The organism is Pseudomonas caricapapayae, from assembly GCF_001400735.1.
Taxonomy (GTDB): Bacteria; Pseudomonadota; Gammaproteobacteria; order Pseudomonadales; family Pseudomonadaceae; genus Aquipseudomonas; species Aquipseudomonas caricapapayae.
This window is the reverse complement of the sequence record NZ_LJPW01000026.1, coordinates 1-20,564: the sequence shown is the minus strand read 5'-3', so window position 1 is coordinate 20,564 and position 20,564 is coordinate 1. Positions and strand designations below refer to the sequence as shown.

Genomic DNA, 20,564 nt, shown 5'->3' with positions numbered 1-20,564 from the left:
AGAATCTGAGTCGAACCCCAAATTACCTGACATCCCAGAACCGCCGTGCCCGGCACAGCGCTTTCCGATTCGTCAGCAAAAACGCAACAAAACGTGGCACAGTCGCCCTGAAAAATGGCACATTGGCGCGCCCTGGTGCGCGTGACACATCTTGTAATCATCCGTCCGGGCGACCCGAAACCCTTTTTACGGATGAATATCAATGGCGACCAGCGCTCAGCCCGCGACGGCGAAGGCCTCGACCCCCCCTCAAGCCAGCCCGCTGGTCATGCGCATTATCGGTGCCGTTGCCCTCGCGCACCTGATCAACGACCTGATTCAGGCCATTCTTCCGTCGATCTACCCAATGCTCAAAGCCAGCTACGACTTGAGCTTCACCCAGATCGGCCTGATCACCCTGACGTTTCAAATCACTGCGTCGCTGCTGCAGCCCTGGGTCGGTTACTACACCGACCGCCATCCCAATCCGTTGGTGCTGCCTGTCGGCTCGGTCTGCACGCTGATCGGCATTGTCATGATGTCCATGGTGGGTAGCTTCCCCTTGATTCTGCTGGCCGCCGCATTGATCGGCATCGGCTCCTCGACGTTTCACCCGGAGGCCTCGCGTATTGCGCGACTGGCTTCCGGTGGTCGCTATGGGCTCGCGCAATCGACGTTTCAGGTAGGCGGCAACACCGGCTCTGCGTTCGGACCGTTACTGGCGGCGGCGATCATCATCCCTTTCGGCCAGGGCAACGTCGCCTGGATCGGCTTGTTCGCGCTGTTTTCCCTGGGATTACTGTATGCAATCAGCCGCTGGTATCGCGCGCACCTCAATCTGTTCAAGCTCAAGGCAGGTCAGGCTGCCACTCATGGCCTGTCCAGAAAGCGCGTGATTGCCTCACTGGCCGTGCTGGCATTCCTGGTGTTTTCCAAGTTTTTCTACATGACCAGCCTGACCAGCTATTTCACCTTCTACCTGATTGAGAAGTTTGACCTGTCGGTCGCCAGTTCGCAGTTGCACTTGTTCCTGTTTCTGGGCGCGGTAGCGGCGGGGACCTTTTTCGGCGGTCCGATCGGCGACCGCATTGGCCGCAAGGCTGTGATCTGGTTTTCGATTCTCGGCGCTGCGCCGTTCACACTGGCATTGCCATATGCGGATCTGTTCTGGACCAGCGTCCTCAGCGTGATCATAGGATTTGTACTGGCTTCGGCTTTTTCCGCCATCGTCGTCTACGCCCAAGAGCTTGTGCCGGGTAATGTGGGCATGATTGCCGGGCTTTTCTTTGGCCTGATGTTCGGCTTCGGCGGCATCGGAGCCGCCTTGCTCGGCTATCTGGCTGACAGCCACGGCATCCTGTTTGTCTACACACTGTGTTCGTACCTGCCGCTGCTCGGCATCCTCGCGATTTTTCTGCCCCGGACTAAATAATGCTGATAGCAACGCTGATCTTCCTGTTCACCATTACGTTGGTCATCTGGCAGCCTAAAGGCCTGAGCGTAGGCTGGAGTGCGGTACTGGGGGCGGTTCTGGCACTACTGACAGGGGTTGTGCACCTGGGCGACATTGCTGTGGTGTGGGGCATCATCTGGAACGCCACGGCAACGTTCATTTCGCTGATCATTATCACGTTGTTGCTAGATGAGGCCGGTTTCTTCGCCTGGGCAGCGTTGCACGTAGCGCGTTGGGGCAAGGGCAACGGGCGTCGTCTGTTCGCGCTGTTTGTGCTGTTCGGTGCGCTGGTGTCAGCCCTTTTCGCCAACGATGGTGCAGTGCTTATCCTGACCCCGATCGTCATCGCAATGATGCTGGCGCTGCGCTTTTCCGCTGCGTCGACCCTGGCGTTCGTCATGGCGGCCGGCTTTATTGCCGATACAGCCAGTCTGCCGCTGGTGGTTTCGAACCTGGTGAACATCGTCTCGGCGGATTATTTCAAGATCGGCTTCAACCGCTACGCAGCCGTCATGGTGCCGGTGAACCTGGCCAGTGTCGCGGCCACCCTGGCAGTGCTGATGGTGTACTTCCGTCGGGATATCCCCAGCGAATTCGAGCCCGAGCATCTGGATAAGCCCGAGACAGCTATCCATGACCGTGCCACGTTCCTGGCCGGTTGGGCTGTCCTGCTGATTCTGCTGATGGGCTGTTTCGCCCTTGAGCCGCTTGGCATTCCGATCAGTGCGATTTCGTCGGTATGCGCATTGCTGTTGCTGGCTATCGCCGCGAAAGGGCATACGATCAAGACGCGCAAGGTCATGAAAGAAGCGCCGTGGCACATTGTGGTCTTTTCGCTGGGCATGTACCTGGTGGTCTACGGCCTGCGTAATGCAGGACTCACCGGTTACCTGGCCAGTCTGCTGGACTGGTTCGCGGGCTACGGCATCTGGGGCGCTGCGATGGGCACTGGCGTGATGACGGCATTTCTGTCTTCGATCATGAACAACATGCCCACCGTGCTCATCGGGCTGCTTTCTATCGACGCAAGCCATGCCAGTGGGGCTGTCCAGGAAGCAATGATCTACGCCAACGTGATCGGCAGCGATCTGGGGCCGAAAATCACCCCCATCGGCAGCCTGGCCACGTTGCTCTGGCTGCATGTGTTGCAGCGCAAGGGAATAACCATCAGCTGGGGGTATTACTTCAAGGTCGGTATCGTACTGACCGTGCCCGTGTTGCTTGTCACACTGGCTGCGCTGGCACTGCGATTGAGTTGAGCAGGTGACTGGTGTCGGCCAGATTCGGCCACATGTCCGACACCAGAAAAAGCCGCTCGGCTTCTTCCCAGCTACCCTCGGTATTCTCTCTCAGACGCACCAGCAGTTGTGCTGGCGCCAGCGGGTCGAGCTCTGCCAGCCACTCGCGCAACTGCTGATCGCTCCAGGCCTCGCTATACCGCGCAGGTGCCAGCCAGGCATGACGCGGCAGCGGTTGCCAGCGTCCGGGGCTGCTTTGTGCCAGAAACGATTGCCAGTCGCGTTGATGCAGCCAGCGGCCCTTGAGGTGCTGCGGATGAACACCTGCGGGTGATTCGCATGAGCCTGGCCACGGGTATAGCAGATAACCGCCCAGCCATAGCTGTGCGCTGAAGGCTTCGACACCCAGGGTTGCCAGCGCGGCACGGCTTTCCGGGCGTGCCGACATCGGCAACTGATGCTGGCTCAGGTGGGCGAGCTTGCGGTCCAGACGATCCTGACAGCCAGGCCCCAGCCAGCAGGCCGGATCGCGACCGTCTCCGTCCTGTGGGCCCAGGTAGAGCTTGATTGCCAGCTCGAGGTGATGCACGCCCTCACGATCACGCAGCAACATGTCCAACTCGCCCAGCGTCTGGCTGCCAAGCCGGATGGGCAGGTTGGCGGCAATGATTTCTACCCCCGGTGCCTGCTGCACTGCGAACTGCCAGAGTCGTTCGTAATAGCGGCCCAGTCTACGTGTGGTCGCCAGCGCCAGCCACTCCTCCAGCGGATGGCTGTCGCGGTCGAGCTGCCAGAGAAACTCCGCGAGCTGTCCGGGGGCTTGTACCCAGTCGCTGCCCGCCAGTGGATGGCGCTGCGGCCAGGGCGTGACGTCCAGCATGGGCGGGGCAAGTATCACCCAGGCAAGGTCACGCACTTCGGGGTGCCGTAACTGGTGGGGGAGGTCAAGCAGGCTGGGAAATAGAGTCATGCACCGAGGATAGCGTGACTCGCTGCCGACAGACAGTCTGTTTCGGCAGAGCAGGTGGTGCGGCGTATAAACGCGCGCTGAATGGACGTCAAGTGAACAGACACTGATATGACATCGAGCGCGCGCTGCCATTGAGGGATTGTCTGTTTTCAATGTTAAATACTGCTCGCCTGTGCCAAACATGTTTATTGACGCAGGCCCTTTGAACAGTCATTCAATTGTCATGGGTATTCTGCACTCCACCGGTTGAATATCGGCCGTCTATACAAAAGATTTCAGACGGCGGATAGTCTGTCTTGCCAACGGGATGCCTGGAGTTTTTTATGAATGGTGACATGCAGGCGCGGATAAAACATCTGCTCTCACCCGCCATTGCACGCGTACAATGTATTGCGATTGTCTGTTGGCTGATTGTTCTGTTTGTCACACCGCATGTTCAATATGGCGTGCGGGAAATACTGTTGACGCTGGGGTTGCTGGCGGCCTGTGTCTGGCAATATCGGGTCGCCGATTTCAGAGCCTGGCGGCTGGCCGGCATTGCGTTTGTGATCATCGCCGCCCTGTGCTTTTCCCGGGCCAGCCAGCTGAATATCGGGCTGGGTATCGACGGGGCATTGCCGGTCGCGGTGATGATTATCCTGTGCTCGGCATTGTTAGTGGTTTATACCCGTGACTATCTTCTGGTGACGTTGCTCGTCTGGTGTATTCTCTCTCCCGCCCAGAGGGTCGAGGGCGACAGCGTGGCGTCTGTTTTCATGACACTGTTCTTTATTGCGTCTGCCAGTATGGGCAGTGTGCTCAATCACACTTATACCCGCGCCTTGCGCACCGTATTGAGCCTGGAGTGCCAGTTTCGTGAATGGTCGCTGACCGATGACCTGACCGCGATATTGAATCGTCGGGCATTGATGCAGGCACTGGATAATCATGTACTGAATAACACCGCGGGTTATTTTCTGATGCTCGACATTGATGATTTCAAACGCATTAATGATCAGTTCGGCCATGACGCAGGTGATCAGGCGCTTCGTGTCATGGCGGCCTGCCTGAAGGAAACCCGGGGCAGTCTCGCGGTTGGACGAATGGGCGGAGAGGAGTTCGGCGTTATCCTGCCGATGTGCAGTGAAAATGACGTTCGGGATTATGTCCTGCGTCTTCTGGACAGGATCAGAACATCGCTCGTCGTCAGCCCGCTGACCTGCAGTGCCGGGCTGGCCGACATCTTCTCTGCGTCGAGCAGCCCGGAAGTGCTGAAGACAGCCGACATCAACTTGTACAAAGCCAAGCGAGACGGCAAGGATCGGGCGTTCTGGAGAGGCGTGCCGCTGGACGAGGTGCCGGCGGGCAGCACGAGCCTTGCGTATGACGGCACCGGGGCGTTGACACCCTAAGCCACAAGCGGACTTTTCAGCGCCTTCCGCGCACAGCCCTGCAACGTCTCTCTGCCTCCTTTTTACGCCCCGGTTTGCTGCTGTAAGGTCCTTTCGCCCATAATCACGTTTTTAAGTCGCATCGAACCCGCAGCAGGAGCCTCATGGAGCAATTTCGCAATATCGGCATCATCGGTCGTCTGGGCAGTGTTCAGGTGCTCGATACCGTCCGCCGACTCAAGAGATTCCTGCTGGACCGCCACCTGCACGTCATTCTCGAAGAGACGATTGCCGAAGTTCTGCCCGGTCATGGTCTGCAAACCTCGTCGCGCAAGATGCTCGGCGAGGTCTGCGACATGGTTATTGTGGTCGGTGGTGATGGCAGCCTGCTCGGTGCCGCGCGCGCGCTGGCCAGGCACAATGTGCCGGTGCTGGGCATAAACCGTGGCAGCCTGGGCTTTTTGACCGACATCCGTCCCGACGAGCTGGAGGTCAAGTGCGCCGAAGTGCTAGACGGGCACTACCTGGTCGAAAACCGCTTTCTGCTTCAGGCCGAAGTGCGCCGTCATGGCGAGGCCATCGGCCAGGGCGATGCGCTCAACGACGTGGTGCTGCACCCAGGCAAGTCCACGCGCATGATCGAGTTCGAGATCTATATCGACGGTCAGTTCGTGTGCAGTCAGAAGGCCGATGGCCTGATCGTCGCCACACCGACCGGATCGACGGCCTACGCGCTGTCTGCGGGCGGGCCGATCATGCATCCCAAGCTCGACGCGATCGTCATCGTGCCGATGTACCCGCACACCCTGTCCGGGCGGCCTATTGTCGTGGACGGTAACAGCGAGCTGAAAATCGTGGTGTCCAAGGACATGACCATCTACCCGCAAGTGTCCTGTGACGGCCAGAATCATTTTACCTGCGCGCCGGGCGACACCATCACGGTCAGCAAGAAACCGCAGAAGCTGCGTCTGATTCATCCACTGGATCACAACTATTACGAAGTCTGCCGGACCAAACTCGGCTGGGGCAGCAAGCTCGGCGGCGGGGGCGATTAATGCTCGATCCGGCGCGTGGCTACGATCTGATCGGTGACGTGCATGGGTGTGCCCATACCCTCGAGCACTTGCTGGAGCTTCTCGGTTACCGCCTGCAGGCTGGCGTGTGGCGCCACCCTGAGCGCGTTGCACTTTTCCTCGGCGACATCATCGACCGCGGTCCGCGTATTCGCGAGTCGCTGCACATCGTCCGCAATATGGTTCAGGCCGGCCATGCCCTTTGCATCATGGGCAACCATGAGTTCAATGCGCTGGGCTGGGTGACGCCGGCCTTGCCGGAAAGCGGTCATCAGTTTGTGCGCGAGCACACTCCGCGGCACGCTCGGCTTATCGGTGAAACCCTGGCGCAGTTCGAACGCTATCCTGATGAGTGGAGCGAGTTCGTCAACTGGTTCTACGAACTGCCGCTGTATATCGATGCCGGTCGTTTCAGGGTGGTGCATGCCTGCTGGGATGCGGCCCTGATCGACCCGTTGCGTGGCCTGCATGGCAATGGCTGTATCGACAGGCATTTCGTCCAGGCGTCGGCAGTGCCCGGCAGCTTCGCCAGCAACGTCTTCAACCGTCTGTTGCGCGGCACCGACATGCGTCTGCCTCACGGCCTGACGCTGACCGGTGGCGATGGGCTGACCCGTGAGTTTTTCCGTACCAAGTTCTGGGAAGACGACCCGCAGACCTATGGCGATGTGGTCTTTCAGCCGGACGCGCTACCCGAAGGCGTCGCCAAGACGCCGCTGTCCACGTCCGAAAAAAACGCATTGTTGCGGTACGGCATCAATGAACCACTGCTGTTTGTCGGCCATTACTGGCGCAGCGGCATCCCTGCGCCGATCCGGCCGAACCTGGCCTGTCTGGATTACAGTGCCGTGCTCTATGGCAAGCTGGTCGCTTATCGGCTGGACCAGGAAACACAGATCGACCCGGACAAGTTCGTCTGGGTCGACGTGCAGCGTCCCGAGGTTTCAGAATGAGTGCTGTTGCAGTTCTGCGTTTGCCGTTGACCACCAACCTGAGTGGTTTTGTGAGCCTGCTGCAGCGCTTGCGGATCCCCCACCGGGTCAGCGAAGAGGCGGGCGAGCAAGTGCTCTGGGTACCGGACGCGCCGCGACTGGCTGACGAAGTTCGCGAGTTGTACACGCGCTTTCCGGAAGGCGACGAGCATTTTCAACTGGCGCATGACACTCCGAGCCCCGCCTACAAGCCGCCAGGCCTGATTGAACAGTTACGTAACAGCCCGGTGACGGCTCTGGTGTTGCTCGTCACCTTGCTTGTGGCTGGCATGACATTGCTGGGCGACAACCTTGAGGTTATCCGCTGGCTGACCTTTCAGGATTTCCGTATCAATGGCGAATACGCGACATTTCTGCCGTTGTCCGCCAGCCTGGCCGACGGGCAATGGTGGCGGATCGTGTCACCGATGCTGATCCACTTCGGCATCCTGCACCTGGCCATGAACGGCATGTGGTTCTGGGAACTGGGACGGCGTATCGAAATTCGTCAGGGCAGCCTGGCGCTGTTGCTGCTCACGCTGCTGTTTTCAGCCGTTTCAAATTATGTGCAATACCTGTTCAGCGGCCCGAGCCTGTTCGGTGGTTTGTCCGGCGTGCTGTACGGTTTGCTCGGCCATTGCTGGATCTTCCAGTTGCTGGCACCCAATCCGGTCTACCGTCTGCCGCGCGGGGTGTTGATCATGATGCTGATCTGGCTGGCACTGTGTCTGTCCGGGCTGGTGAGCATGCTCGGCTTTGGCGAAATCGCCAACGGCGCACATGTCGGCGGTCTGGTCATCGGTTGTGTCACCGGCCTCCTGGGCGGTGCGCTCGCGCGCCGCAAGGCGTAAAATCACCCGCTATTTTCTGGAGCGCGCCATGTCGTCTTTTATAGAAATGATCGAAAACATCACCCCGGATATCTACGAGAGCCTGAAACTGGCGGTGGAAATCGGTAAATGGTCCGACGGTCGCAAGCTGACTCAGGAGCAGCGCGAGCTGTCTTTGCAGGCGCTGATCGCCTGGGAAGCGCAGAACCTGCCTGAAGACCAGCGCACCGGCTATATGGGGCCGCAGGAATGCGCCTCCAAATCAGCGCCAGTGCCCAATATCCTGTTCAAATCGGATGCAATTCATTGATCGAAATTGGTCGCGGAGCCGTCAACAAAATGTCGGCGCGTCAGGATGACGCGTCGTGTGTGCAATACGCTTTTCGCCTGGGCGAAACTGAAATTGCGGTCAACCCGCTGATCGGCAAGACGTTGCGCCTGGAGTTTCTAGGCGCCATTCATTGCAGTCATTGCGGGCGCAAGACCAAATCCAGCTACAGCCAGGGGTACTGCTACCCATGCATGCTCAAGCTGGCGCAATGCGACATGTGCATCATGAGCCCGGAAAAATGCCATCACGATCAGGGCACCTGTCGCGATCCGGCGTGGGGCGAGCAGTTCTGCATGACGGACCACATCGTTTATCTGGCCAATTCGTCAGGCGTGAAGGTCGGCATTACCCGCTCAACGCAGTTGCCGACCCGTTGGCTGGATCAGGGCGCAAGCCAGGCGTTGCCGATTCTGCGCGTGGCTACCCGCCAGCAGTCCGGCTTTGTCGAAGACTTGCTGCGCAGTCAGGTGGCCGACCGCACCAACTGGCGTGCCCTGCTCAAGGGCGATGCCCAGCCGGTAGACCTCAAGGCCATTCGTCAGGAGCTGTTCGACAGTTGCGGCGCGGGACTGCTGGGATTGCAAGAACGATTCGGTCTGCAAGCCATCCAACTGCTACATGACGCCGAGCCTGTCGAGTTTCGTTACCCGGTCGAGGCTTATCCAGCCAAGATAGTCAGCTTCAACCTGGACAAGAACCCGATTGCCGAGGGCACGCTGCTGGGGATCAAGGGCCAATACCTGATTTTCGATACCGGCGTGATCAATATTCGCAAATACACGGCCTATCAACTGGCCGTGCATCAGTAGAAGGATTCCAGCATGCGCACCGAACAACCGAAAATGATTTACCTGAAGGACTATCAGGCTCCCGAGTACCTTATCGACGAGACGAACCTGACCTTCGAACTGTTCGACGATCACTCGCTGGTGCATGCCCAACTGGTCATGCGCCGCAACCCGGAGCGCGGTGCAGGTCTGCCGCCGCTGGTGCTGGACGGTCAGCATCTGGAACTGGTGTCGGTCAAGCTGAGTGACGTGGAGCTGAGCGCTGCGGATTACCAGCTGACGGACGATCACCTGACGCTGCACCCTCAGGCTGAACGGTTCACGGTTGACAGCACGGTGCGCATTCATCCTGAAACCAATACCGCGCTGGAAGGCCTGTACAAGTCCAGCGGCATGTTCTGTACCCAGTGCGAGGCCGAAGGCTTCCGCAAGATTACCTACTACCTCGACCGACCCGACGTGATGAGCAAGTTCACCACCACGGTCAGCGCCGACAAGCAGGGCTTCCCGATCCTCCTGTCCAACGGTAACCCGGTGGCCAGCGGTGAAGAAGAGGGCGGACGGCACTGGGCGACCTGGGAAGACCCGTTCATGAAGCCGGCTTACCTGTTTGCGCTGGTGGCCGGTGATCTCTGGTGCATCGAAGACACCTTCACCACCATGAGCCAGCGGGAAGTGACCCTGCGCATTTACGTCGAGCCGGAAAACATCGACAAGTGCCAGCACGCCATGACCAGCCTGAAGAAGTCCATGCGCTGGGACGAAGAAACCTATGGCCGTGAGTACGACCTGGATATCTTCATGATTGTTGCGGTCAACGACTTCAACATGGGTGCGATGGAGAACAAAGGCCTCAACATCTTCAACTCCAGCGCCGTACTGGCGCGTGCCGAAACCGCGACCGATGCGGCACACCAGCGTGTCGAGGCGATCGTCGCCCACGAATATTTTCACAACTGGTCGGGCAACCGCGTGACCTGCCGTGACTGGTTTCAGCTGTCGCTCAAGGAAGGCTTCACGGTTTACCGCGATGCCGGTTTCTCCGCGGATATGAACTCGGCGACGGTCAAGCGTATCCAGGACGTGGCTTACCTGCGTACTCACCAGTTTGCCGAAGATGCCGGGCCGATGGCGCATGCTGTGCGCCCGGACAGCTTTATCGAAATTTCCAATTTCTACACCCTGACCGTGTATGAAAAGGGTTCGGAAGTGGTCGGCATGCTTCATACCCTGCTGGGGGCTGAAGGCTTCCGCAAGGGCAGCGACCTTTATTTCGAGCGCCACGATGGTCAGGCCGTGACCTGCGACGACTTTATCAAAGCCATGGAAGACGCCAACGGTGTCGATCTGACCCGTTTCAAGCGCTGGTACAGCCAGGCGGGTACGCCGCGCCTGGCCGTCAGCGAGTCCTATGACGCCGCTGCAAAAACCTACAGCCTGACCTTCCGCCAGAGCTGCCCGACCACGCCGGGGCAGCCCGGTGATCAGAAGCAACCGTTCGTGATCCCGGTCGAACTGGGGCTGCTGGACAGCAAAGGTGGCGAAGTGGCCCTGCGTCTGGCGGACGAAACGGCCGCTACCGGCACCACACGTGTGCTGTCGGTTACCGAAGCCGAGCAGACATTCACCTTCGTCGACATCGCTGAAAAGCCCTTGCCTTCGCTGTTGCGTGGATTCTCTGCGCCGGTCAGGCTGAGCTTTCCATATGACCGCGATCAACTGATGTTCCTGATGCAGCACGACAGCGATGGTTTCAATCGCTGGGACGCCGGCCAGCAATTGTCGGTTCAGGTGTTGCAGGAACTGATCGTTCAGCATCAGCAAGGTCAGCCGCTGGTCATGGATCAGCGGTTGATTACCGCGCTGGGCGCCGTGCTGGCGGACGAGCAGCTCGATCAGGCGATGGTGGCAGAAATGCTTTCGCTGCCAGGCGAGGCTTATCTGGCCGAAATCAGTGAAGTAGCAGATGTCGACGCTATTCATGCGGCTCGCGAGTTTGCCCGTCAGCAGCTGGCAGAAGGGCTGTTCGATGGCCTGCTGGCGCGTTATCAAGCCAACCGTGAGGTCTCGAAAGTCACGCCTTATGTCGCGGAAGCAGCGCATTTCGCACGGCGTGCCCTGCAGAACATTGCGCTGTCTTACCTGATGCTCAGCGGCAAGCCGGAGGTGCTGACGGCGACCATCGACCAGTTCGATACCAGCGACAACATGACCGAGCGCCTGACGGCATTGGCAGTGCTGGTCAACTCGCCCTTTACCGAAGAGCGTGACAAGGCGCTTGCAGTGTTCGCCGAGAACTTCAAAGCCAACGCGCTGGTCATGGATCAGTGGTTCAGTGTCCAGGCGGCCAGCACTCAGCCCGGCGGCTTGCAGCGCGTGCAGGAACTGATGAAGCACCCGGCCTTCAGCATCAGAAACCCCAACAAGGTCCGCGCCCTGATCGGTGCCTTCGCTGGGCAGAACCTGATCAACTTCCATGCAGCAGACGGTTCAGGTTACCGCTTCCTGGCGGATCTGGTCATCGAGCTGAATGCCCTCAACCCGCAAATCGCTTCTCGCCAACTGGCTCCTTTGACCCGCTGGCGTAAATATGACAGTGCCCGTCAGGCGCTGATGAAGGCCGAGCTTGAGCGCATCCTTGCCTCCGGCAAACTGTCGGCAGATGTGTATGAAGTGGTGAGCAAAAGCCTGGCGGATTAAACGGCACCCGGTGCCCGACAGGCTGGTGTGAGAAAGGCGCTGTCCGCTAATGCGGGTGGCGCTTTTTTTTGCGGAGTGTGCGCGTCGCCGAGCGGGTTTTGACTATCGTGCCACTCCGCGCGGTAATGGGAACGAGAATTTTCGAGAAGCAAAAAATCTCACATGTGATGGATATCTATCTTCAGAAACATCTGCTACGTTGCTCACCTGATCCACGGCAGTGACAAGGGGAGGCGCCTATGCCTCGCAGGCCACAAGGCGATAACGCAGCAGTCCCGGCCAGGGTTTCCAAGAGCTCCACCGATTACATGCGTGAAATGCGTTTGCGGCTCAAGGAAGCAGGGCTGGTCAAGCGGGAATTCTGGATACGGCCCGAGAACGTCGATGCCCTGCGTGGCATTGAAAAAGCTCTGAGACAGCCCTTTTTGGGCGACAGAATAAAACTGGAGGATTTCATGACCGAGAATACCCACTGGACCATCAGCTCTCTGCAGAAGGCACTCAGCGAACTGGAACTGGTGACGAACGGCAAGATCGAGCTCGACGTGACCGAGGGCGATGCCTCGGGAATCAGGCTGACCATGGCCGACTACGGCGACCTGCCGATCTACATCGCCGTGGAAGGCGAGCAGATTCTCGCCGACGCGACCTTGATCGAAGTGAACAAGATCAAGAACGTGCAGGCGTTCAACGACGTGGTCCTGCGCAGCCGCGACCTGTTTCCGCTATCGTCGGTCGGTATCGAAAAGCTGGGCGGCGGTCAGGAAGTCTACTGCCTGTTTGGCGCATTGAGCGCAGCATCGTCGCTCACGGTCGTGGTGCAGGAAATCCTCACCCTCGCGGACAACATGATCCGTGCGGCCGACGCTTTTGAAGATCATTTCATCTACTGAACAGCGCTGTCAGGCGGAGAACATTCATGACGACAAGTATCTGGAAAAAACTGGTGACCGCTGTTCGTGGCGGCGCTTCCGAAGTGGGCGAGTCGATTGCCGACGCCAATGCCATCCGCATTCTGGACCAGGAAATCCGCGACGCCGAAAACGCGCTGGTCAAGGCCCGCGACGGGCTGATCACGATCAAGGCCAAGCACAAACTTTCGGCACAGCGTCTTGAAGAGCACGCCACCAGCATTGCCAACTGGGAAGGCCGCGCCATGCAGGCCCTGAACAAGGGTGAAGAAGCCCTGGCTGTCGAATGTGCAAACAAGATTGCCGAGATCGAAGCCCTGCGTGATCAGGAGCAGGAACTGGCCGATCAGTTCAGTAAGCAGGTCAACCTGCTGCAGGATCAGGTGATCAAGGCCGAATCGCGAATCAAGAGCCTCAAGCAGCAGGTCGAGATGGCCAAGGCCCGTGAAACCGTGCAAAAGGCTCGCGTTGCAACGGCAACCGCAACCGGCGGTGCCAGTGGTGCCGTCGAAACCGCGGTAGGGTCGCTGGCGCGTCTCAAGCAACGCCAGGACGAACAGGACGCCAAGCTCGAAGCGGCCGAGGAGCTGGCCAGCCAGTCCAGCGGCAGCGATCTGGAGCGGCGTCTGCAGGATGCCGGGATTGGGGCCAAAAGTGGCGGCGCGCAAGATGTGCTGGCACGCCTCAAAGCCAAAAATCAGACACCGTCCCAGTAAGCGGAGCAGCGGCGCAGGCAAGGAGGGTGAATGGAGTTTTCCAGACGACTCAACGTCATCCTCGCGCTGTCGGCAGTTATGATCGCCGTGCAAGTGCTGAACTCGGTCAGCGGTAACAGCCTGGTCCATTTCGGTATCATGCCGCGCAGCTCAACCGGGTTGCGTGGCATTGTGTTTGCGCCGTTTCTGCATGGTTCGATTCAGCACTTGCTCAGTAATCTGTTGCCGTTCATTGTGCTCAGCTGGATGGTAGCCACCGAGGGTGTCAGGCGCTATGCGTGGGTGGTGGGGTTGGTTTGTCTGGTGGGCGGGTTGCTGGTCTGGATGTTCGGTCGCAGCACTATTCATGTCGGGGCAAGCGGGTTGATTTTCGGCCTGTGGTCTTATCTGCTGGCGCGGGCGTGGTATCAACGCAGTATTGCAAGCCTATTGCTGGCCCTGATGGTGCTGGCGGGCTACGGCGGATTGATTTTTGGCTTCGTACCGGTGGCGGGTGTTTCGTTTGAATCACATATTGCCGGGGCGGTTGCCGGTATTGGTGCGGCGTGGCTGATGCATTCCAGGGCGTTGCTGGCGCAGAACTGAGCCCGTTTCGCAAACCGTTTGTTTATTCCGGTCTTCAAGGATATGCACTATGAGTTGGTTCAAACGTGCCATGGGGCTGGAAGCACCCAAGGCAGCCGGCGTGGATGGCGCACAGTCCGTCGGTACGGTCAGTCCGCTTGGCCTGGCCTCCGGTCGTATGTTGTGTCTGGACAGTGCGTTGAAGCTGTTGCTCGATGGCCATTCGGAGGTGGTTGTTCCTGGCGACGAAAAGGTCTGGGCCGTGGGGCATGTCGACCTCGGCCAGTCGATGGCGCTTCATCGTTTCTACCTCGATGACGAGGACTATTTTTTGCAGGTGGTCAGCAACGGCCCCTCCGCACAGGACGTGCAGGACATCATCCTGTTCGGTTACTACAGTGCCGAGCCGATCACCAGCAAGAACGAGTTGCTGCGCCTGACCGGCCCGTCGTCGAAGATCGGCCTGCCCACCTATGAGCACGATGGCGAGGTATTCGAACGGCAGTGGGGCACGTCGCCCGGCCAGACCGAGCTGACGCCGCTGGATGAGGACATCGTCAGTCCGGACGCCGCGTATCGCGTCAAACACCTGAGCATGTTGTATGCCCGCGAAACGGGTCTGATCAACCGCCGTGAGTTTCTGCTGTTTTCCGTGGAGGAGGACGAGGAGGGCAGCATCACGCTCACCACGGCGGTTGGCATAACGCTGCAATCCACCGATATCAACGTTCTTTGACAAGGAAATCTTCATGATCGACGCGCTGCGTATGTCGCTCAATGCCACTGCCGTGTTTGGCTTCGTCATGTACATTCTGGTGGCGGCCATCCTGTTTGCGCTGTTCCAGTTCATCTACAGCAGAGTTACACCGCACAAGGAGTTTGCGCTGATCCGCGAGAACAACAGTGCTGCCGCATTGGCGCTAGGTGGTTCGCTGATCGGTTTCGCACTGCCGGCCAGCAACATCATCAGTTACAGCATCAGTATTCTGGACGTGATCGTCTGGGCAGTGATTGCAGCCGTTGTGCAACTGCTGGCGTTCGGCGTTACCAGCCTTGTGCTCAAGGGGTTGTCGACACGCATTGCCAAGGGCGAGATGGCGGCAGCTATCTATTCGGCCAGTGTCGCGATCAGCGTCGGTCTTCTCAACGCAGCCTGCATGACCCCTTCGGTCTGACGGCGGCCTTGAACAAGGAGACTCATGATGAGACGTAGTTCAGTAAAGCTGGTGCTCGCCAGTACGCTTCCCCTGGCCCTTGCCGGCTGCGGTCCGTCGGAAGACAAGGACACCTTCAATGCCCAGGCCAACTTCAGCTCGGTGCAGGAATGCGTCGATGCCAAGGTGCCGGTCAATGTCTGTTCGGACGCCTACATGCAGGCGCTGTCCGACCATCGCCGCATAGCGCCGACCTACGATGACAAGGCTTCATGCGACGCGGACTTCGTGCCGGATTATTGCCAGGTCACCTCTGACGGCAAGTACATGCCGAAGCTCGGCGGTTTCGAGCTGGGCTTTTCCGGCCGTGTGCCCAAAGAGGCGCTGGACCGGGCCAATCAGGAAGCCGCTCAGTCCGCCCCTGCAGGCATGAGTGGTACCACCGGGCTGATGGCCGGGCTGCTGATCGGTAATCTGCTCAGCAACGGTTTTGGCAATAACCGCTATTACTCGCAGCCCATTTACCAGACTCGCGATGATCGCGGTGGCTACTACAGCTCGTCCTTGCCAAGCCAGATCGATCGGGGCAAGACGTTCGGGCGTTCGACCCAGGCGCAATCCAGCCCGGACCGCAGCTATGGCAAGAGCACACTTGGGCGCAACCTTGGCAGTTCGGGGTCAGGCTCGTCGTCGGTGTCATCGACCATCTCGCGTGGCGGCTTCGGCAGTCAGGCGTCGGCACGCAGCGGCTGGGGCGGCAAGAGCAGCAGTGGCAGCAGCAGTTTCGGAGGCTGACGGTCGGGGTCATGAAAAAGATCAGCATCGAGGAACGCCCGGACTGGCGCGCCACGGCGGAGCGTGAAGGGTTCAACTTCCACACCATCGACGGCGAGCGCTATTGGGATGAGCGCGGGTATTACCTGTTCACCGAACAGCAGATTACCCGCGACCTTGAAGCTCCCACGCAGGAACTTCACCAGATGTGTCTGGACGCGGTCGCCCGGGTCGTGGAGAGCGAGGCGTTGTTGCACCAGTTGGCGATCCCGGAAGCGTTCTTCGATGTGATCCGTGCTTCGTGGAAGGATGGACATCCGCATCTCTACGGGCGCTTCGACTTTGCCTACGACGGTACGGGACCGGCAAAGATGTACGAAATCAATGCCGATACGCCGACCAGTCTGATGGAAGCCGGTGCGTTTCAGTTGCTCTGGCTGGATGAGCAGATGGCGCGTGGCGTTCTGCCTGCGCACGCCAGTCAGTTCAATTCGATTGCCGAGGACCTGGTTCGGGCCTTCGCCGAGTTTCCGGGCGCGAGTCCGTTCTACTTTTCGGCGATGTCGGGCTCTGTCGAAGACCGTGGCACTACCGATTTTCTGCGGCGTATGGCTGCGCACGTTGGGATTGATGCCCGGCATATCGATATCGAGGATATCGGGCTCAATGCCGAGGGGCGTTTTGTCGATCTGGACGGGCGCTGGATCGAACGGCTGTTCAAGCTTCACGCGTGGGAGCATATCTTTCACGAAGAGTTCGGCCAGCACGTGCCAGGCAGCGGCACTCAGTTCGTTGAACCCGCCTGGAAGGCCATTCTCAGCAACAAGGGGATTCTGCCGTTGTTGTGGCAGTTCAATGAAGGCCATCCGAACCTGCTGCCTTCTTGCGTCGATCAGGATCCGACCCGGCCGGTCCCCAGAGGCTGGGTGCGCAAGCCTTACTTTTCCCGTGAGGGTGCCAACATCGAAATGCGTACACCTGGCGATCAGCTGATTTCAGTCGATGGGCCTTACACCGACGCGCCTTACATTCTGCAGGCGTATTCACCGCTTCCGCGATTTGCTGACAGTTACACGCTGATCGGCTCCTGGGTCATCGGCGATCTGGCCTCCGGAATCGGCATTCGTGAAGATGACAGCCTGATTACCAAAGACACCAGTCGGTTCCTGCCTCACGTTGTCATTGATTGAGCTGCGGGTGTTCTCGATAAGTGTTACTTGCCTGGGGCACGTAACACGTTCGCTGTTACCGACCTGCTATATCGCCAATAATGAATGGACTCAGTCGGTCGCTTTGCTGATGGAGATGTCTGACAATCAAACGAACGTGATCGTATTTTCAATCCTGACGTTATCAATACAGTCGGCCATTAACTGATCTGTATGGACGCTTCGTTTTAATCTGTTTTTTTATAAGTATTGGCACTTGCGTTGCATTGCTGGGGCGGTCCCGGGTGGGTGCTTTATCGGTAATAGTGCGCTGTAAGTTCAGGAAGTTTCCTACAGGCTCATGCCTGCCTGCACCGCATTCGCGGGATCATTGGTGAAGTTGACTGTGTTCGTCCGTTTAATAATTCGTTATTACCGGGCCGCCACGCTATACGCCTTTCACCACACGCCGTTTATATCGGAAATACCATTGGCCTGGACGCCAGACACTTGTCCCGGACCGGCCACGCAAGGAGAGCCAACATGCTCATGAAACAACTGCTGGGGGTCGCACTGGCGATACTGCTCGCTATCAATACCAGCCTGGCAGTCGACGCAACGCTGCTCGGAAAACGTCTGACACCGCTGGGAGGCGAGGTGGCGGGTAACGCGACCGGCACCATCCCGGCCTGGAGCGGCGGCATCACCCGCCCGCCGCCCGGATACGAGGGCTCCGGCACACGGCATGTGGACCCGTATGCCGCTGACAAGCCCTTGTTCACCATTACCCACGCCAACATGCAGCACTATCGCACGCACCTCACGCCTGGTCAGGTGGCGATGTTCGAAACCTATCCAGACAGCTATCAGATGCCGGTGTACACCACTCGACGTTCCGGATCGGCACCCCAGTGGGTATACGACAACACTCGCCGTAATGCGGAAAAAGCCCGCTTGATCGGTGGCGGTAACGGGTTTGTCGATGCCTATGGAGGTATTCCGTTTCCTCTGCCGGAAAAGGGTATTCAGGCCGTGTGGAATCACATTGCCCGCTACCGCGGTCATTACGTGGTGCGACGTACGTCGGAAGTTGCGATCCAGCGCGACGGCAGCTTCAAATTGAACACCTCGCGTCAGGAAGTGCTGTTCCGTTTCTATGATCCCGTTGGCAGTTTTGCCAGTCTGGACAACGTACTGTTTTATTACCTGTCATTTATCCAGTGTCCGACACGGATGGCCGGCTCCGCCGTGCTGGTTCACGAGACACTTGATCAGGTACAGGAGCCTCGGCAGGCGTGGGCTTACAGTGCGGCACAACGTCGGGTAAGGCGGGCGCCGAGTCTGGCTTACGACATGCCGATCCCGGCTTCGGAGGGATTGCGCACCGCTGATGACACCGACATGTTTAACGGTTCACCGGACCGTTACGAGTGGACGTTGCTGGGCAAACGCGAAATATACATTCCTTACAACAACTACCGGATATCCAGTCCCGCCATCAGCTACCGAAAATTGTTGCAGGTCGGTCACCTCAACCCTGCTTACACACGCCATGAGTTACACCGTGTCTGGGTGGTCGAGGGCACCCTCAAACCTACGGCACGGCACGTCTATTCGCGGCGCACCCTGTATCTGGATGAAGACAGCTGGCAGGCTGCAATTGTCGATCAGTATGACGGTCGCGGACAGCTGTGGCGGGTCTCCATGGCTTACCTGAAAAACTATTACGAGTTACCCACCACATGGTCTGCGCTGGATGTCTTTCACGACTTGCAGGCACGCCGTTATCACGTACAGAACCTGGACAATCAGGAGCCCGGCACCAGTGATTTTTCCCAGCCTGCACCTGGTATGAACGCTTTCAAGCCTGATGCATTGCGTCGCAGGGGTATTCGTTGACAGGTCTCGGCTAACCCGGTCGATCAACTGTCGTGATGATCCGTCAATCACATTCTGTGCGCTTAACAAAAGATAACGACATGTCGATTGTCAGGCATTTGCAAAACTGCCTAGGATGACCGGTCTTCCAGACGGGTAACGCCGGAGGGCTGTGGGTGTCGGGATCAGTCGAGCTGACGGATACCCGAATCCGATAACGCTCACCTGATAATAATAAGAGAGGAGAAGTCCATGCGTGAGTTTTTCCATCGGCGCATCCGGTCATGTACGGGCATGTCCCTGGCGATTTGTGCTGCATGTTTTGCGCTGCCTGCAACGGCCGACTCCGGTTCGGTAGCCAGTGCAGCGACTTCCGCAGACAAGGCTGTCTACGCTGTCGAATCGGCCAGAGCCTCGCGCAGTTTGTTGCTGGACGTGGCCCATGCTGGCGCGCGCCTGGTCGTGGTGGGTGATCACGGGCACATTCTGTTTTCCGACGATCAAGGCAAGAGCTGGAGCCAGGCGCGCGTGCCGACCCGCCAACTGTTGACGGCGGTGTTTTTTGTGGACGAACAGCATGGCTGGGCAGTGGGGCATGACGCACAGATACTGGCCAGCAATGATGGCGGCAAGAGCTGGAGCAAGCAGTTCGAGGACCTGAAGCGCGAGGCCCCGCTGCTGGACGTCTGGTTCAAGGACCTCGACAACGGCTTTGCCGTGGGCGCCTACGGTGCATTATTGAGCACCGGTGATGGCGGTCAGCATTGGGAGGATGTCAGCGAGCGCCTGGACAACGAAGACCAGTATCACCTGAACAGCATCGCTCAGGTCAAAGATGCCGGCCTGTTCATCGTCGGCGAGGCGGGCAGCATGTTTCGCTCCAGTGACGAGGGACAGACCTGGGAGAAACTTCAAGGTCCTTATCAAGGCTCGCTGTTCGGCGTGATCGGCACCGCTCAGCCTTCCACGCTGCTGGCCTATGGTCTGCGCGGCAACCTGTTTCGCTCCAGCGATTTTGGTGACAGCTGGCAGCCCATCGAATTGAAAGGCGCGCGTGGCCCGGTCGAGTTCGGTCTGGCCAGCGCCACACTGCTGGCCGATGGTTCGCTGGTACTGGTCGGCAACGGTGGCAGCGTCATGCGCAGCCATGACGACGGCGAAACGTTCGAGGTCTTCAATCGTCCCGACCGCATTTCGCTGGCCGGCGTTACCAGCAACCTGCAAGGCAATCTGATTCTGGTAGGACAAGGCGGCGTGCGCATCACCTCGCCGGCGGGCGCCGATACGACCCAACAATAAGACCTTTCAGGGCGGGGACATTCCGGCATGAGCACTCTTCAAAACACGCAATATTCAGATGACAAGGCAACGTTCCTTGAGCGCCTGATTTTCAATCATCGCCCGGCGGTGATCATCCTTTGCCTGCTGGCGAGCATTTTCCTGTTCTGGCAAGCCACCCAGGTCCGGCCGTCCACCAGTTTCGAGAAAATGATCCCGCTGTCTCATCCGTTCATTCAGAACATGATGAAACACCGCAACGACCTGGCGAATCTCGGCAATACCGTGCGTATATCCGTCGAAGCGGTGGATGGCGATATCTTCTCCAAGGACTACATGGAGACCTTGCGCCAGATCAGCGACGAAGTGTTTTACATCCCCGGCGTAGACCGCTCCGGTCTCAAGTCGCTGTGGAGCCCCAGCGTACGCTGGACCGAA

General features: G+C 58.7%; 19 protein-coding genes and 1 pseudogene. 19 read left to right on the top strand and 1 reads right to left on the bottom strand.

Annotated features, from left to right (window positions below; genetic code table 11):
• The first annotated feature begins 202 nt into the window (after positions 1 to 202).
• Complete coding sequence (locus ALO80_RS03695) at positions 203 to 1,411, top strand: MFS transporter (protein ID WP_054986961.1); 1,209 nt, start codon at positions 203 to 205, stop codon at positions 1,409 to 1,411.
• Positions 1,411 to 2,691, top strand: a complete 1,281-nt coding sequence (locus ALO80_RS03690) for an arsenic transporter (RefSeq protein ID WP_055007983.1) — start codon at positions 1,411 to 1,413, stop codon at positions 2,689 to 2,691. Before ALO80_RS03695 ends, ALO80_RS03690 begins: the two co-directional genes overlap by 1 nt.
• On the opposite strand, the gene ALO80_RS03685 is transcribed toward ALO80_RS03690, so the two are convergent.
• Positions 2,657 to 3,640, bottom strand: a complete 984-nt coding sequence (locus tag ALO80_RS03685) for a DUF1853 family protein (RefSeq protein WP_055007982.1) — start codon at positions 3,638 to 3,640, stop codon at positions 2,657 to 2,659. The genes ALO80_RS03690 and ALO80_RS03685 overlap by 35 nt on opposite strands.
• Before the next feature lie 323 nt (positions 3,641 to 3,963).
• On the opposite strand from ALO80_RS03685, the gene ALO80_RS03680 reads away from it, so the two are divergent.
• The 17 genes and pseudogenes from ALO80_RS03680 to ALO80_RS03600 form a co-directional block, all read left to right on the top strand.
• Positions 3,964 to 5,031 (top strand): GGDEF domain-containing protein, encoded by a 1,068-nt coding sequence (locus ALO80_RS03680; RefSeq protein ID WP_055007981.1) that lies wholly within the window; start codon positions 3,964 to 3,966, stop codon positions 5,029 to 5,031.
• A 143-nt stretch (positions 5,032 to 5,174) separates the two neighbouring features.
• Complete coding sequence (locus tag ALO80_RS03675) at positions 5,175 to 6,065, top strand: NAD(+) kinase (RefSeq protein ID WP_002554505.1); 891 nt, start codon at positions 5,175 to 5,177, stop codon at positions 6,063 to 6,065.
• Positions 6,065 to 7,036, top strand: coding sequence for a metallophosphoesterase (locus ALO80_RS03670; RefSeq protein WP_055007980.1), 972 nt, complete (start codon positions 6,065 to 6,067; stop codon positions 7,034 to 7,036). The genes ALO80_RS03675 and ALO80_RS03670 overlap by 1 nt, the downstream gene beginning before the upstream one ends.
• A complete protein-coding gene (locus tag ALO80_RS03665) occupies positions 7,033 to 7,905 on the top strand; it encodes a rhomboid family intramembrane serine protease (protein ID WP_055007979.1) in 873 nt (290 codons plus the stop codon). The genes ALO80_RS03670 and ALO80_RS03665 overlap by 4 nt, the downstream gene beginning before the upstream one ends.
• 28 nt (positions 7,906 to 7,933) lie before the next feature.
• Positions 7,934 to 8,194 (top strand): YeaC family protein, encoded by a 261-nt coding sequence (locus ALO80_RS03660; RefSeq protein WP_003368468.1) that lies wholly within the window; start codon positions 7,934 to 7,936, stop codon positions 8,192 to 8,194.
• Entirely contained in the window at positions 8,191 to 9,024 is an 834-nt protein-coding gene (locus ALO80_RS03655) for a DUF2797 domain-containing protein (RefSeq protein ID WP_055007978.1), read from the top strand. The genes ALO80_RS03660 and ALO80_RS03655 overlap by 4 nt, the downstream gene beginning before the upstream one ends.
• Positions 9,025 to 9,036: 12 nt before the next feature.
• A complete protein-coding gene (pepN, locus tag ALO80_RS03650; RefSeq protein ID WP_055007977.1) occupies positions 9,037 to 11,703 on the top strand; it encodes an aminopeptidase N in 2,667 nt (888 codons plus the stop codon).
• 239 nt (positions 11,704 to 11,942) lie between these two features.
• Entirely contained in the window at positions 11,943 to 12,596 is a 654-nt protein-coding gene (locus tag ALO80_RS03645; RefSeq protein ID WP_055007976.1) for a YjfI family protein, read from the top strand.
• Positions 12,597 to 12,622: 26 nt separating this feature from the next.
• On the top strand, positions 12,623 to 13,330 hold the full coding sequence (locus tag ALO80_RS03640) for a PspA/IM30 family protein (RefSeq protein ID WP_054986969.1): 708 nt from the start codon (positions 12,623 to 12,625) through the stop codon (positions 13,328 to 13,330).
• Positions 13,331 to 13,360: 30 nt separating this feature from the next.
• Entirely contained in the window at positions 13,361 to 13,915 is a 555-nt protein-coding gene (locus ALO80_RS03635; protein WP_055007975.1) for a rhomboid family intramembrane serine protease, read from the top strand.
• A 49-nt stretch (positions 13,916 to 13,964) separates the two neighbouring features.
• Positions 13,965 to 14,630: a YjfK family protein gene (locus ALO80_RS03630; RefSeq protein WP_055007974.1), complete on the top strand. Its 666-nt coding sequence runs from the start codon at positions 13,965 to 13,967 to the stop codon at positions 14,628 to 14,630.
• A gap of 13 nt (positions 14,631 to 14,643) precedes the next feature.
• Positions 14,644 to 15,069 carry a DUF350 domain-containing protein gene (locus ALO80_RS03625; protein ID WP_055007973.1) on the top strand — a complete coding sequence of 142 codons (426 nt, stop codon included), beginning with the start codon at positions 14,644 to 14,646 and terminating at the stop codon, positions 15,067 to 15,069.
• Between the two features lie 27 nt (positions 15,070 to 15,096).
• A complete protein-coding gene (locus ALO80_RS03620) occupies positions 15,097 to 15,843 on the top strand; it encodes a DUF1190 domain-containing protein (RefSeq protein ID WP_054986972.1) in 747 nt (248 codons plus the stop codon).
• 11 nt (positions 15,844 to 15,854) lie between these two features.
• Positions 15,855 to 17,012 carry a glutathionylspermidine synthase family protein gene (locus ALO80_RS03615; protein ID WP_055007972.1) on the top strand — a complete coding sequence of 386 codons (1,158 nt, stop codon included), beginning with the start codon at positions 15,855 to 15,857 and terminating at the stop codon, positions 17,010 to 17,012.
• 501 nt (positions 17,013 to 17,513) lie between these two features.
• Positions 17,514 to 18,869, top strand: coding sequence for a DUF1329 domain-containing protein (locus tag ALO80_RS03610; protein ID WP_055007971.1), 1,356 nt, complete (start codon positions 17,514 to 17,516; stop codon positions 18,867 to 18,869).
• A gap of 231 nt (positions 18,870 to 19,100) precedes the next feature.
• Positions 19,101 to 20,147 carry a YCF48-related protein gene (locus tag ALO80_RS03605; protein ID WP_083493132.1) on the top strand — a complete coding sequence of 349 codons (1,047 nt, stop codon included), beginning with the start codon at positions 19,101 to 19,103 and terminating at the stop codon, positions 20,145 to 20,147.
• A 27-nt stretch (positions 20,148 to 20,174) separates the two neighbouring features.
• A pseudogene (locus ALO80_RS03600) lies at positions 20,175 to 20,564 on the top strand (RND family transporter); the annotation flags it as partial.

What these genes read in the sequence shown, in the direction of transcription:
- ALO80_RS03695 (WP_054986961.1), top strand. Translation starts at nt 203, where the DNA reads ATGGCGACCAGCGCTCAGCCCGCGACGGCGAAGGCCTCGACCCCCCCT.
- ALO80_RS03690 (WP_055007983.1), top strand. Translation starts at nt 1,411, where the DNA reads ATGCTGATAGCAACGCTGATCTTCCTGTTCACCATTACGTTGGTCATC.
- ALO80_RS03685 (WP_055007982.1), bottom strand. Translation starts at nt 3,640, where the DNA reads ATGACTCTATTTCCCAGCCTGCTTGACCTCCCCCACCAGTTACGGCAC.
- ALO80_RS03680 (WP_055007981.1), top strand. Translation starts at nt 3,964, where the DNA reads ATGAATGGTGACATGCAGGCGCGGATAAAACATCTGCTCTCACCCGCC.
- ALO80_RS03675 (WP_002554505.1), top strand. Translation starts at nt 5,175, where the DNA reads ATGGAGCAATTTCGCAATATCGGCATCATCGGTCGTCTGGGCAGTGTT.
- ALO80_RS03670 (WP_055007980.1), top strand. Translation starts at nt 6,065, where the DNA reads ATGCTCGATCCGGCGCGTGGCTACGATCTGATCGGTGACGTGCATGGG.
- ALO80_RS03665 (WP_055007979.1), top strand. Translation starts at nt 7,033, where the DNA reads ATGAGTGCTGTTGCAGTTCTGCGTTTGCCGTTGACCACCAACCTGAGT.
- ALO80_RS03660 (WP_003368468.1), top strand. Translation starts at nt 7,934, where the DNA reads ATGTCGTCTTTTATAGAAATGATCGAAAACATCACCCCGGATATCTAC.
- pepN (WP_055007977.1), top strand. Translation starts at nt 9,037, where the DNA reads ATGCGCACCGAACAACCGAAAATGATTTACCTGAAGGACTATCAGGCT.
- ALO80_RS03645 (WP_055007976.1), top strand. Translation starts at nt 11,943, where the DNA reads ATGCCTCGCAGGCCACAAGGCGATAACGCAGCAGTCCCGGCCAGGGTT.
- ALO80_RS03640 (WP_054986969.1), top strand. Translation starts at nt 12,623, where the DNA reads ATGACGACAAGTATCTGGAAAAAACTGGTGACCGCTGTTCGTGGCGGC.
- ALO80_RS03635 (WP_055007975.1), top strand. Translation starts at nt 13,361, where the DNA reads ATGGAGTTTTCCAGACGACTCAACGTCATCCTCGCGCTGTCGGCAGTT.
- ALO80_RS03630 (WP_055007974.1), top strand. Translation starts at nt 13,965, where the DNA reads ATGAGTTGGTTCAAACGTGCCATGGGGCTGGAAGCACCCAAGGCAGCC.
- ALO80_RS03625 (WP_055007973.1), top strand. Translation starts at nt 14,644, where the DNA reads ATGATCGACGCGCTGCGTATGTCGCTCAATGCCACTGCCGTGTTTGGC.
- ALO80_RS03620 (WP_054986972.1), top strand. Translation starts at nt 15,097, where the DNA reads ATGAGACGTAGTTCAGTAAAGCTGGTGCTCGCCAGTACGCTTCCCCTG.
- ALO80_RS03615 (WP_055007972.1), top strand. Translation starts at nt 15,855, where the DNA reads ATGAAAAAGATCAGCATCGAGGAACGCCCGGACTGGCGCGCCACGGCG.
- ALO80_RS03610 (WP_055007971.1), top strand. Translation starts at nt 17,514, where the DNA reads ATGCTCATGAAACAACTGCTGGGGGTCGCACTGGCGATACTGCTCGCT.
- ALO80_RS03605 (WP_083493132.1), top strand. Translation starts at nt 19,101, where the DNA reads ATGCGTGAGTTTTTCCATCGGCGCATCCGGTCATGTACGGGCATGTCC.